We start from the raw sequence: 12,747 nt of genomic DNA, 5'->3' as shown, positions 1-12,747 counted from the left end.
TATCAGCATATACACATTCAGAGTCACTTATGTCTAAATTTTTATTTCATCCACTGACGTGGAGTATTTTACTTGTTCAACTTTCAACCCACGCTGTGTCGGCCGAAAATGAATCTGCTTCAAATCAAATTGTAGCTCAACTGCCGAGTATCACGATTACTGCAGAAAAACAGGATGAAAGACATAGTTCTTCACAAGCGATTACGCAGTTCAATCATGACCTGTTAGAAGTACCGTTTACTAAATCACATGTATCAGCACAAGATATCCAAAATCATAATGTTCAGCGTATCAGTGATGCGCTTTCGTTTGTAAATGGTGTGGTTTATCAAGACAGTTATGGCGGAGGTTTTTGGGACAATTACTCATTTCGCGGATTTAGTACCGATCCGAATATGGGTACGATTTACATGCGTAATGGTTTGAGCTCTGTGAGTGGTATCCATACCGCACGAGATATGGTGAACATTCAAGCGATTGATTTCTTGAAAGGCCCCATGGCCGCGATGTATGGGCAAGGTGCGGTAGGCGGGATTATGAATATCACCACTAAGCAACCTGAATGGGAGAAAAAAAGTGATTTAAGTCTGAGCGGAAGTACGCTTGAAGAATATCGAGCTGCCTTAGATACCACGGGTGCGATTAATCAGGATTTGGCTTATCGCCTTGGACTAGCCTATGATAATAATCAAAGCTTCCGTGATCATGTTGATAATCAGCATTATTACATTGCACCACAATTAGCATGGAAAATTTCTGAGCAAACCCAGTTGAATCTTGATACTGAGTTCTCAGAGTCTAAAGGCGTTTTTGATCGTGGCGTACCGATGGTCAATGGGAAACTTCCAGTCAATAAGAGAACCTTTTTAGGTGAGCCAAGCGATGGTGATATTGAGATTAAAGATCAAATGTATCAACTACGTTTAAACCATGAATTTAATGATGATTGGAACAATACAACGGCAATCACTTATAGTCATGGTGAGCGTGCAGGTACATCAACCGAAATTTCGTCCATTGCATCAGATGGAAGAACGGCAAATCGCTTCCGCCGCTCCCGTCAATTTGAGACAGACACCACAAACTTTCAATCTATCTTAAGAGGTAAGTTTGATACTGGGGTAATCAGACATGAACTGGTTACAAATGTCGAAGCAGGTCATTATACGATTGATCAACTGCAACGTCGTAGTGCTGTTGGGGCTTCGAGTCAGATTGATATTTATAATCCCGTGTACGGTCAAAATATTTTGCCATTAACCCGAATCACTAAAGATACAAAAGAAACTCAAGATATGTTTGGGTTTAACATTCAAGATCAAATTTTCTTGAATGATCAATGGAATGTACTGGTAGGCGGTCGTTTTAATCGTTTAGAACAACAAATTGATGATCATCGAACTGGAAAGACATCAAAGCAAGCTTTCACACCATTTACACCACGTGCAGGGATAAATTATCAGCCCACTGAGCAGTTGTCTTTTTACAGTAACTGGGGGAAGGCATTTGAACTGAACACAGGGTTGAATAAGGACAATGAACTGTATGAACCAGAGAAAACAGAAAGTTGGGAAGTGGGTGGTAAATATAAGTTTTTACCGCAAAGTTGGTTTGGTCTAACGTATTTTGATATGGAAAAACAACATCTGCTCACTGAAGGCATTACTGATAGCTATGTAGATAGCGGGAGAGTACAAAGCCGTGGTGTTGAGTTAGAACTACAACATCAATTCACTGACAAGCTACGTGTTAATGCTAACTATACTTTTACAGATGCTGAAATTGTAGAAAGTGAAGTTGAGGATAAGGGCGCAAGGCTTAAAAATATTCCTAAACATACGGCAAACTTAAGTGCTGACTATCAATTTGACCTTGCAGGACATGATGCTGGCTTGGTTGGCAATATTAATTACTACGGTAAACGCAGTGCAAATTATATTGATAATGGAACCAGTCTTCCTGATTTTACTATCGTTAATATTGGGGGCTATGTACAGCTACGACCAGACCTGCGCGCGCAACTGAATATTGATAATCTTTTTGATCAAGATTACTACGTCGCAAGCTATACCAACTATTGGGTGCAGGTGGGTGAACCGCTCAAAGCAACACTTAGTCTAAATTGGAAATTCTAGTCTGTGGAGTCAGGAGGGACAGTGTCACAAGATGCGACTGCTCCTTCATAGTTGCTAAGAGATATCATTTATGAAAAATACATTATTATGTTCTTTTGTTTTTGCTAGTTTGTGCCTCGGATGTAGTCAATCTGAACCTGACCCTAAATCGAGAGAAGCTTCGACCAAATCCATAAAAGTTATTGATCCTGAATTACAGAAATGGGTAGGCCAATATAAAGGAATTTTACCTTGTGCAGCATGTACTTCTTTCTGTGAAGGGTGCGAAGGTATGACTGTCGATTTGGATGTTGAGGAAAACCAGACATTCAAATTGGTTAGAACCAGTAATAGTGGACACAATAAACCTGAAATACACGAAGGAAAATTCATATTCGTTGATAACGGAAAAATTAAAATTCAGCTTGATGGTGTATCTGAGCGGAATACAGTTTTATGGCAGCAGGGCTCTGTGGAAGTTCTTGATGCCAAGACTGGTCTACCTTACGAAGCCTATTTAGATTTTGAATTAACGAAGAAAACTTAATGAATAGCTCCTACCTTTTATATAAAAGGTAGGAGCTTAAACAGTCAGTTAAGCTTTTTTCTCTTTAATGCTACTAATAAAGATAGCGACTAATGCTACGACTAGACTTAAACCAAATAAAGGCAGTAGTAGCCCAAGAATAATCAATATAGTTCCTAGAGTAAGTCGTTGAAGCGTTTTTGCACTTTTCCACGTACTCAAGAACAAATTTGAAAACTGTATTGTAGTCTGTTTGAGACTTGTTCTTTTGTACCAAGCTAAATATGCATAAAAAATCATTGCACATAGTGCCAATGAGTAAATAACGAGTATCAACTGGTTTATCCAACCAAATAAAATTCCAATGTGGGCATCAACACCCCAGCGTGTCAATTTAGCTATTAATGGATAGTCATCAAAATAAAGCTGATCAATTACGCTGTGATTTGAAATATCAATTGCAATGCTATCTGCTTGAGTAGGCCAACTGCGTTGAATTTCAGAAATACTCCATACTTGATCTTTTTCTAAAGGTGGTTTTATTTGTACTTGAGAAGCATCTATTCCATGCTTTCTAGCGAGATCTAAAGCTATGTCGAAATCACCAGAAGTGACTTGTACGGAAGCATGATTATGTAACATCGAATGATCTTCATGGTGCATAACCTTTTTTGATGTAGGTTCGGCTTTGATAGATGTTGATAGAACAGGTGTTTGCCAACTTAGCGCGTGGCGAAATATTCGAATATTTTCACCAGCATATTCAGACCACGTTAAGCCAGTCACTGCAACAAAGAGGAATAGTGGGAAAAAGACTAGGCCGATAGTGCTATGTTTTTGAATATATTTATTATACTTGATTTGGTTTTTCTTGGATGCTTTTCGGCGTTTATACCATTGGTAAAAGCCAGTAAATATCAAGACAGCTAACCAACTTGCTGCGAGTTCGCTATAAAATCGCCCCCAGCTTCCTAACAATAAATCTCGATGTAAGTGATCAAGCTTAGTTCTAAACGGAAGTAAACCACTTGTGCCATATACAGCTAACTGACCTTTTACTTCAAGTGTATATGGGTCAATGAAGATGGCTTCATTTTGCAACCCTAATTCAGGATCTGAAAAGATAATCCTTGTCGTCTGATTTACTGCTGGTGAAGGACGTACTTCAGTTATTTGTGATGTAGGGGGTAATATCTGTTTAGCTTTTTCAATTTGCAGGCTAAGAAGTTGTTCTTTTGAATTACTTTGCTTGATGTATAGAACATCTTTATAAATACTTTTTTCAATTTGTGGGGTAGCAGCATAAAAAAAACCAGTTAGGGCAGCTATAAAGATAAACGGAGCAATAAAAACACCAGCATACAGGTGTAGTAAACGGAAAAGTGTTGGCCAGAAGCTAAAGTTCAAATTTTTTCCTTAGAGCAGTTGTGCATCATCTATTTCAATAATCTTACTTGATATAGATTCATTTTAAAATTCACTCAACTGTTGGTCGAGTTGGTTGTTGTGCATGGAAATTTATGTATGGTGGAAAAAGAATGTGAATGATATATTTTCTTAAGAATTAATAACTATTTTTTTTATTATTTGGTATAAATAATTCAATTCAATTCAATTCAATTCAATTCAATTCAATTCAATTCAATTCAATAATTACAACAATTAAAAATTTTCTAAAAGAAAGGCATATTTTTTGTATGTATAACTATTCATCAATACGTTCATCAGATGGGATTTGATGGATCAGATCACCCAAGACTTGTGAATCATTGACATTATTCGTTGTAAGCTGAACAGCCCTCATTTGCAGGGTTTGAGCATCTATACCAATATGCAGATTACGCCATTGCCGACGATATTCAGGTTGGTGTTTCTTGCGTTTCCATTCACCTTCACCAAAAATTAAGGCCAGTTGAGTCTACTAATAGATATAGTCCTTCATGATTTTTTTGATAGCTGATTGCAATATCAATATGTTTTTGCCGTCTTTAGAGGGTGGAGTAATCTGGTGCTGTCCAACTTAACCCACTAAGCTTAATAAGGCTTTGTATAAAGCCTGTGACCATATTTAAAAAAAGTCGGAATAGAGATTTGATCATTAAACAGCACTGAATTGCTATATCAGAATAGGTTTGATTTCGACCTTGTTTGCCTTGTGCTTGTGCATGCCACTTAGTATTCAGATCAAACCAAATTGTCAAATTGCCACGATTGATCAAAGCGCAATTGTAGGATGACCAATTGGTTGTACGATAAATTTTAGGTGTAGGCTTATTCATTTATAAATTATATTGCTGAATAAGACTTTATCGGTAGGTTTGTGCAACAAAGCCACCTATAACTATCAGGTGTGATCAATGCATAATAGTTTAGGGAAATTGTAATGAATTTAAGGTGCTAATTATTTTACAGGGTAGTATTGCGTAACATATCTATTATTGATAGATAGAGCCTGATGTCATATCTATTATTATAGTATTTCACGTGATGGAACCGACATGATTAATAAGCAAAATCCAGAATCAAAACCTCAAAAAGAATCAAAACCTCAAAAAGAATCAAAACCTCAAAAAGAATCAAACGATGACAAGGGTGATCAGAAAACCTATCAGAATCCAGATCCTCAGAAAAAACCAAATGAAGAGCCTGAGAATCCACTTAAAGAGCAAAAGTAGATCAAAAAGCCCTCGTCGAGCGCTTTTTGAAATCAAATACTTACACTACTTTTAATCTCAAATAAATTCATGCTGGAATAGCTGCGACAACTTTTTCTCTATCCCACAAACGGTGATTTTGAATAGCTTGTTTGAATTGATCTTGGATCTCTTTAAAATTTTGAGTAGAGAATAGAGCTGCATCCTTAGTGAGCTGAAACTCATCTATTAAAGCGCATTTATCACCCAGGAAAACAATAGGCTTGAGATGTTTATATGTCTCTAATACATAATGTTTAGAAACTCCATCAGCCTTAAATATTTCTAAATTATTCCCATCAATCACGATTACGGCATCATAAGTCACTGAAGGCTCGCCATTTTGTCTTCCATCTACTGGTATTTCATTGTCATCACTAGATTTAACAGGGGCTGCGTTCGGTGCTAAAGTTTCCACAATAGCTTTTTCTGCTTCAGCCCATATTTTAATATCATCTATTGATGACGCATTTACACCGTTATGAACGAGCAAGGCAATTTTTCGCTGTTTAATATCAGATGCAGGAAAAGATGAGGTACTTAATCTTTTCGAAGATGCAATTACGGGTTGGTGCAGACTATCTTGCTGTTTAGGGGGAGTTTTAATACCTAACTCTTTCGCAACATATTCAGCTAAGTCCAAGTCAATATTAGCTAAGACAGCGTAAACTACACGTCTGCGGATATCTTCCGATTTAACCTTAGATAATTCAAAAGAATATGCATCCTTAATATGCTGTTGTTCATGTTTTTCCAAACTATGGTAGTGCATTGTGGCTTGCGAGAAATGATCAGCGAAACTTTCTGGTCGAACTCTTAGTTTGCTGCCTTGTACTTCTTCAGGATGTGTCTTGAAGGCACCACTGTCATTAGGTGATTCTCTTGGCCAATTTTCATCAACAGAATTAGGTTCATAATTTGCCTTTCCTTTATAAACTTCGTGATTAGCATAACCACCTCGTCTATTCGTATGAAAAGGACAAACGGGTTTGTTAATTGGAATTTGATTAAAATTTACCGTACCTAGTCTGTGTAAGTGAGTATCCGTATAGCTAAATAGCCGTCCTTGTAAAAGGGGGTCATTACTAAAATCTATACCTGAGACAATATTTGCAGGACTAAAAGCAACTTGTTCTGTCTCTGCGAAAAAATCATCTGTATTTTTGTTTAAAACAAATTTACCTAGTGGAGTGACTGGTACAAGTTCTTCTGGGATTAATTTTGTAGCATCTAAGACATCAAAGTCCCATTGTTTTGCATCTTCTTCAGAGAAAATTTGTGCGCCTAATTCCCATTCCGGGTAATTGCCACGCTCAATAGCATCCCACAGATCACGTCTGTGAAAATCGGGATCTTTGCCATTAATTTTTAGGGCTTCATCCCAGACGACTTGAGCTACCCCTTGCTTTGGAGTCCAATGGAATTTCACTAAGAATGCTTCATTATTCTTATTAATCAATCTAAATGTATGAACACCAAAACCTTGTATAGAGCGTAGATTTCTTGGAATTGCTCTATCTGACATTATCCAAGTAGTCATATGTGATGCTTCGGTGTTTAAAGAAATAAAATCCCAGAAAGTATCATGGGCAGATTGACCAGTTGGAACTTCATTGGCATCTTCTGGTTTTACTGCATGAACAAAGTCCGGAAATTTAATAGCATCCTGAATGAAGAAGACAGGGATATTATTCCCCACCAAATCATAATTTCCTTCTTCAGTATAAAATTTTATAGAAAAACCTCGTACATCTCGAACGACATCAGCCGAACCTCGCCCACCTTGAACTGTAGAAATACGGACAAAGATAGGGGTTTGATTATTTGTGTCCGTTAGGAACTTGGCTTTAGTCCATTTTTCATTACCGGTATAAGCTTGAAAGTAACCATGAGCACCGACCCCTCGAGCATGTACAACACGTTCTGGAATACGCTCACGATCAAAATGAATAAGTTTATCCCTTAGAAGAAAGTCCTCGAGAAGAGTAGGGCCTTTCTCATTAATTTTTAGACTATTTTGATTATCAGCTACGGGAACACCTAAAGAAGTGGTAAGAGTTTTACCTATAGGATCCACGTATGCTTCCTCAGAAAGCTGGTCGATTTTTGGTGTATTTGGTTCTTTCATATCACATTCTCTTATACATTTGCTTTATAACGTTTTATGAAAATAAGTATTTATTTTCACGTAAGTTAATGGCTTATTTGTTGACGGATATTTTGTGCTTATACAATTTAATAGGTTATCTACAATCGAATATGAGTTACTTGCCAGAAAACTCTTTTTTGGATCAAAGATACCCATATAAACTTTAAGTATTTACTCTTTGAGTAAGGTAAAGAAATGTGTATTTTTTGTTCGCTTAAACTACTCATTTTAAATAATATTGAATTAATATAAGTCAAAACAAAAGCTTATTAATTTTGATATTCCTCGCAATACAAACAGGATTTAGCCCATTTTGTATTTTGACAGCGTGGGCATTTTTCATTTAAATGATTTAAATGTTGGGTTTGACCACACAACATACAAGAATAAAAGTGATCGATATTATGATGATCTGCAATTTTGTATTCATCGGGAAACAAAGGAAGGCCCCATTTTATATTTTCTTTAGAATATGGGATCACGCTTAGGCAGCCATCAGTCTCAAGCAGTGCCATTTTAACTTGTCCAAGATGCTCTATTTTCTTTTGACGCATTTCAGCAAAGAACTCATCGTATGAATACTTTTCTTGCTTAATATCCTCAACAATCAGTAAACCATTTTTGACGATGTATATTGGTCGACCTTCCAAAACGGTCTCAAAAGCATCGGATTTCATCATTAAGTAAGTTGTTAATTGGTATAAAGTCATAATTACTGCAAAACAATAACAGCATGAATGTCTGAACTGTAAATTTACAGATGGTTCCTTTACAAGTTGTTATAACTTTATCGGTGTTTTCATCCTTTTCAGCTAACTCAAGATAGTAATGTCCGCCCTTAATATTTAGACTACGGATCTCAGCTTTAGCCCATACAGGTTCATTGAAAGTAATTTGAATTACTTCCTGTACTGTGGATAGATAATCACTGAGAGAAAATGGAGGTTCAGGCATTAGGTCAATTATTTTAAGTGCTTAGGTTAATAGTATTAAAGCAATGCTAGAAGTGCAAATTGAGAATATGCTGACTTGATCTTGATCTTGATCTTGATCTTGATCTTGATCAGGGCATAAGGCATATTTCTGCTATAATGGACTAAGTTATAGTAATTCACTTAATTACCTTAAAAAGCTCATCATTTGATGGGCTTTTTTTGTTGTTTGATAATTTGGAATAAAATGTGAATGAGATCTCAATATAAACCAAGTATATTAGTTGGTATTAAGTTCTCCATGATAGTTAATATCAGTTTATACCTGCACCTTCCCCAAGTTGCAGGTTTTTTTTGCTTCATTTTTTATTCGATTAATGATTTAATTATTTTGTTGTAAATAAAAACAACGATTCCTTGTATCAGCGCACATGACCAAGGGGAAAAGCCTTACAGAGATGTAGGGCTTTTTTAATGGTAGCTTAACTTAAATCGTATTGGTGTAAATTTTAATATTTATCATATACTTAGTAGATATGGTTCGTTCAGATAATTGCGCTTTTTTGTTTGTGATATAGTTTAATCATTGCTTACAACAAGAAGAATAGAAATGAATATCTGTATCGGTGGTGATTTAGATGGCAGGGTAATAGTGCTTGATAAACCCTCTTTTAATGCTAAAGAAGTAAACAAGACAAAATCAACAAACTACATTAAGCAAATGTATGTCATAGATGGTGACGTCTACTATTTTTGGCGTGATGCTGAGCTTAAATTGTGGGAAGTTACTCAACGAATAGAGATATTACTGGCAAAGGCTAAGCGAAAATCTATTTAAATATCCCTGAGAGTAATTTTTTTATTGTCTTTATCCGTACAAGAAATTAGTTTAAATTAAACCAATTGTTAAAATAATTATGAGAACTGAAAACAATGAATAGAAAATTTGAACTACATGTGATTAGCCAGATCTATGACTTTTTAGTTGAGAGAGAGGGTTTTACCTCACTAAACCTTGATCGGAAGGTTACGGAGTTTTTTCGAGAAGTACATGTAGGGCAAGAAGAAGATTTTACAATTCTTGAATCAAATAAAATCTCAGGAAACTTTGGTGAAGTTTCCTACATCAATTTATTGAATGTTCCGCATTTCAACGATAAAGATAAATTTCTGAGATGGGCCCATAAAGCTTTAAATCTATAAGTTGTAATAATTCAGTGTAATCTGAGAGGAATTGTTTCATTATTTAATAAATTCAATTACATAAATAATAATGTGGTTACATTATGAACAGTAATTCATCAGAAGGCGGTTAGATAGATACAAATCAGAGTGATATGTTTGAATCAAAAGTTCTACATGGATGGAATTAAAGATGAAATTATTAACTTTGGTGAGCATAGGTGCGGTAGCAAGTTTCTGTTTATTGTCAAAGCGTCACACTACTGAAAATTCATTTCATTCAAACTTCGATAAAGTTGTTCGAAATGCTGTCTTACAGGGATTCATATAAATATAGATGCCTAAGATATATAGCTTTTAAGTAGTTAAAGGAGGAATAAGATGATCAGATTATTAATGTGTATATTTGGCCTTCATGGTGCTAGAGAGATTGATTACACCAATGACCAAAAAGAAATTTGTGTATGCCGAGAGTGCTTGAAGAAAGTCAAGAGTCCTCATGATTAGGTATAATTTCTTTTTATGAAAAGACAGTCTAAAAAATCTGAGCATATAACCTCAAATTGGACAACCGAGCAAGATAGTTTCTTAATTGAAAATAGTGTTATGGGGATTGAGAAGCTTATCAATCATCTGCCTTTTACTGAAGATGAAATTATTAAGCGTAAAGAGGTACTAGGTCTCACTAGAAGACATAGACAGATGCGTAAATTTTTAAGCAATCCATCTTAAGAGAGTTCTAAGCATCTATTTTTTTAAAACGGATCAGACATAAAAAAACCGTTCGATATCTATTATTCTCGGAGGTTTTTTCTCTTTTATGAGATGTTGTTATACAACTTTAGATACTTAATTAACGTCACAGTTACTTTTATAAAATCTCTTACAAGTCAATCCCTGAATAGCCGCTGATTTTGGAATTATCCCTATTTAATTATTGGGGATTCTAGAAAGCACGTCTGGTGTTATCCCCCTCTCAGACTGGACGAATCGTGTAGCGGATAACTTAAAATATGCTGCTCAGGATAAGTAACCACATGTTGCTGTGCATTCTACTTTCGGACTGCACAGCGCATTCGATTTCGACAAAGATGCACATGTCACTGTTTGTGTGCAGTGTGTTAATTGAGAAAACCCTCTGAGTGAGGGCTGTTTCGAGTGAGCTCTATTATGTTCAATTGACAATAATTTGATGGAAAATTTAAATATTGGGAATTACGCATAAGAGATTTATATTAAATAAAATCAAGTAGATTTGGGAAAGTTTGTAAGAAAATAATAACCCTTTGCCCTTGCTTGCAATAATAAATCCTATAACTTGGTCCAAAAAAGAAACTTAATTCAGAGATACCTTCACTGACTGGTTCAGTATCTCCAAAGTTTCCATTTGCAACCATATCAATTCGGACCTATATGCGTCTTTTTGACTGTTGGTCTTTTAACTTGGTAAGGGCACTATTTAAACTATTTGAAAAGTATCGCTAAATCAATCAAGGCGGGCGTGGTGTTTGAACCAATCATTGAGCTCATAACACTAGGCGTACCACTGACAGAAATTGCGGGACGTGCACGTGGAGTTGTTAGTGTTGTATCGCTATTTAGATCTATACGGTATAGGACAGAAGCACCATTATTGTTGTTTATTGCTGCTAGAGCCAATCCATTATCACCACCAGCAATATCAAAACCATCATTCAAGCCTAAGTTCACGCCAAGACTACCTAATCTCACCAATGTTCCATCATTGGGTGGAACTTGCTTCGTCAGTAACTGATTGGTATGATCTAGATTAAATAATTCGGTGCTAAGTGCTGAAATAGGTGTTTGAAAACTGTTGGTATATGCCGCAGCGCTAATCACGGCATTGGTGATCCCATTGATTTTGCCATCTTGAATGGTTTCACCTGTATCGACATTGATTCGCAGATTTTGCCCCGAATTACTGATGACTCTTAAACGGTCAGCCGTTGGATTGAAGTCAACAGCAAACTCTGTGCCGTCTAGAGCACTAAAGTTACTACCTGTACCTGCTTTAAGCGCAGTCACAAGTGTTGCAGCGCCAGAATTTGGATTAATAGTATACAGGTTTGCTTGGTCAGTTAAACCATATAGCGTATTGGTTTTATCGGTAGCAGTACGTAATCTAAAATCAATACCTACGAATTTTTCATTGACCAATACGCCTGTGATTTTTTGTTCAGTCGTATCATTTGGACGATTGATTTCAAATCGAATTAAAGCATTATTGTTAGTCAGCCCGATTCCTTTTGAGGTGGTATCTTCTGCTCGATTAAGTGCAACCCCACGAATGGAGGTTTGACGATATTCGCTAGGCAAGTCGCTCGTCTCAAAAATAGCGTTACTGGTCGTTCCTACATGAGCAAGATTAACTCTAAATAATTTATATGCACCTGAGACTTGTAATGCGGCAAAACCAATATTATTCATTGGGTCTATATCAAAACCACCGTTATTCGATACATCCTGACCTAAGGGTGCAGAGATACCTAATGTTCCGGCATTTGCATTTTGCAGATAAATGCGATCTGTCGCAGAATCGATACTGTATAATTTTGTACTTGCCGTTCCAGCAAAAGCATTAGTATAAGCTGCGGCGCTGACTTCAGTTGTAGCATCACCAACCCGACTGATTTCTCCGTCGGTGATAGTGAGACCTGTATCAACATTGACTCTTAGGTTTTGACCATCTTGACCAATAATTCTTAGACGATCCGCAGCAGGGTTGAAATTCACGCTAAGCGCATCGGGATTGGCAGTAATTTTACTAAAAGCTGTATTACCATCGGTCGTATCTGCTGGATCAGCTGTTATCTTAATGACGAATTTTGCCACGCCAGAGCTTGGATTTAACGTGTAAATATTACCCAACAAACCTACTGCATATAACTTTCCATCACTTGGACGATGGTCCATTCCAACCAGTTGATCCCCAGAAACTAAACCTGAAATTTTAATATTTGAAATCAGTGAACCAGGTTTGTCATGATTGAGTGAACTAATCATACCGTTACTGGTCAGTACCAAGAGATTACCGGTAGCATTTGTTGGAGAAATAGGCTCAGATGAATTTGAATCATTACATCCAACTAATCCGATGCCACCGAGTGCGGTGAAAGTACAGATGAGTGTT

General features: G+C 36.5%; 9 protein-coding genes and 4 pseudogenes. 6 read left to right on the top strand and 7 right to left on the bottom strand.

What is annotated here, in order from left to right:
• Positions 1 to 29 precede the first annotated feature (29 nt).
• Both KVY11_RS00700 and KVY11_RS00695 read left to right on the top strand, forming a co-directional pair.
• Positions 30 to 2,135 (top strand): TonB-dependent siderophore receptor, encoded by a 2,106-nt coding sequence (locus KVY11_RS00700; RefSeq protein WP_218287678.1) that lies wholly within the window; start codon positions 30 to 32, stop codon positions 2,133 to 2,135.
• Positions 2,136 to 2,205: 70 nt separating this feature from the next.
• On the top strand, positions 2,206 to 2,661 hold the full coding sequence (locus KVY11_RS00695; protein ID WP_218287676.1) for a copper resistance protein NlpE N-terminal domain-containing protein: 456 nt from the start codon (positions 2,206 to 2,208) through the stop codon (positions 2,659 to 2,661).
• A 48-nt stretch (positions 2,662 to 2,709) separates the two neighbouring features.
• Here the strand turns inward: KVY11_RS00695 and KVY11_RS00690 are convergent, their stop codons facing one another.
• Entirely contained in the window at positions 2,710 to 4,047 is a 1,338-nt protein-coding gene (locus KVY11_RS00690) for a PepSY domain-containing protein (protein ID WP_218287674.1), read from the bottom strand.
• A gap of 304 nt (positions 4,048 to 4,351) precedes the next feature.
• A pseudogene (locus KVY11_RS00685) lies at positions 4,352 to 4,919 on the bottom strand (IS5 family transposase); the annotation flags it as partial.
• 219 nt (positions 4,920 to 5,138) lie between these two features.
• Here KVY11_RS00685 and KVY11_RS00680 point away from each other — a divergent pair.
• Positions 5,139 to 5,315 (top strand): hypothetical protein, encoded by a 177-nt coding sequence (locus KVY11_RS00680; RefSeq protein WP_218287673.1) that lies wholly within the window; start codon positions 5,139 to 5,141, stop codon positions 5,313 to 5,315.
• Between the two features lie 67 nt (positions 5,316 to 5,382).
• Here KVY11_RS00680 and KVY11_RS00675 read toward each other — a convergent pair whose 3' ends face one another.
• The 3 genes and pseudogenes from KVY11_RS00675 to KVY11_RS00665 all read right to left on the bottom strand — a co-directional run.
• Positions 5,383 to 7,461: a catalase gene (locus KVY11_RS00675; protein ID WP_218287671.1), complete on the bottom strand. Its 2,079-nt coding sequence runs from the start codon at positions 7,459 to 7,461 to the stop codon at positions 5,383 to 5,385.
• Between the two features lie 290 nt (positions 7,462 to 7,751).
• A pseudogene (locus KVY11_RS00670) lies at positions 7,752 to 8,221 on the bottom strand (DUF421 domain-containing protein); the annotation flags it as partial.
• A pseudogene (locus tag KVY11_RS00665) lies at positions 8,212 to 8,436 on the bottom strand (exodeoxyribonuclease VII large subunit); the annotation flags it as partial. The pseudogenes KVY11_RS00670 and KVY11_RS00665, both read right to left, overlap by 10 nt.
• Before the next feature lie 588 nt (positions 8,437 to 9,024).
• Here KVY11_RS00665 and KVY11_RS00660 point away from each other — a divergent pair.
• The 3 genes from KVY11_RS00660 (at position 9,025) to KVY11_RS00650 (ending at position 10,328) form a co-directional block, all read left to right on the top strand.
• Positions 9,025 to 9,252 carry a hypothetical protein gene (locus KVY11_RS00660; RefSeq protein ID WP_087014564.1) on the top strand — a complete coding sequence of 76 codons (228 nt, stop codon included), beginning with the start codon at positions 9,025 to 9,027 and terminating at the stop codon, positions 9,250 to 9,252.
• A gap of 95 nt (positions 9,253 to 9,347) precedes the next feature.
• On the top strand, positions 9,348 to 9,617 hold the full coding sequence (locus KVY11_RS00655) for a hypothetical protein (protein WP_087014563.1): 270 nt from the start codon (positions 9,348 to 9,350) through the stop codon (positions 9,615 to 9,617).
• A 501-nt stretch (positions 9,618 to 10,118) separates the two neighbouring features.
• On the top strand, positions 10,119 to 10,328 hold the full coding sequence (locus KVY11_RS00650; protein WP_087014561.1) for an acyl-CoA thioesterase: 210 nt from the start codon (positions 10,119 to 10,121) through the stop codon (positions 10,326 to 10,328).
• Between the two features lie 536 nt (positions 10,329 to 10,864).
• Here the strand turns inward: KVY11_RS00650 and KVY11_RS16675 are convergent.
• Positions 10,865 to 11,047: pseudogene (locus KVY11_RS16675) on the bottom strand (type II toxin-antitoxin system RelE/ParE family toxin); the annotation flags it as partial.
• A 13-nt stretch (positions 11,048 to 11,060) separates the two neighbouring features.
• Positions 11,061 to 12,620, bottom strand: a complete 1,560-nt coding sequence (locus tag KVY11_RS00645) for a DUF4394 domain-containing protein (RefSeq protein ID WP_256350510.1) — start codon at positions 12,618 to 12,620, stop codon at positions 11,061 to 11,063.
• Positions 12,621 to 12,747 lie beyond the last annotated feature (127 nt).

Source organism: Acinetobacter sp. CWB-G5, assembly GCF_019209785.1.
Classification (GTDB): domain Bacteria; phylum Pseudomonadota; class Gammaproteobacteria; order Pseudomonadales; family Moraxellaceae; genus Acinetobacter; species Acinetobacter johnsonii.
The sequence above is the reverse complement of the archived record's forward strand: the minus strand, read 5'-3'. Positions and strand labels throughout refer to the sequence as shown.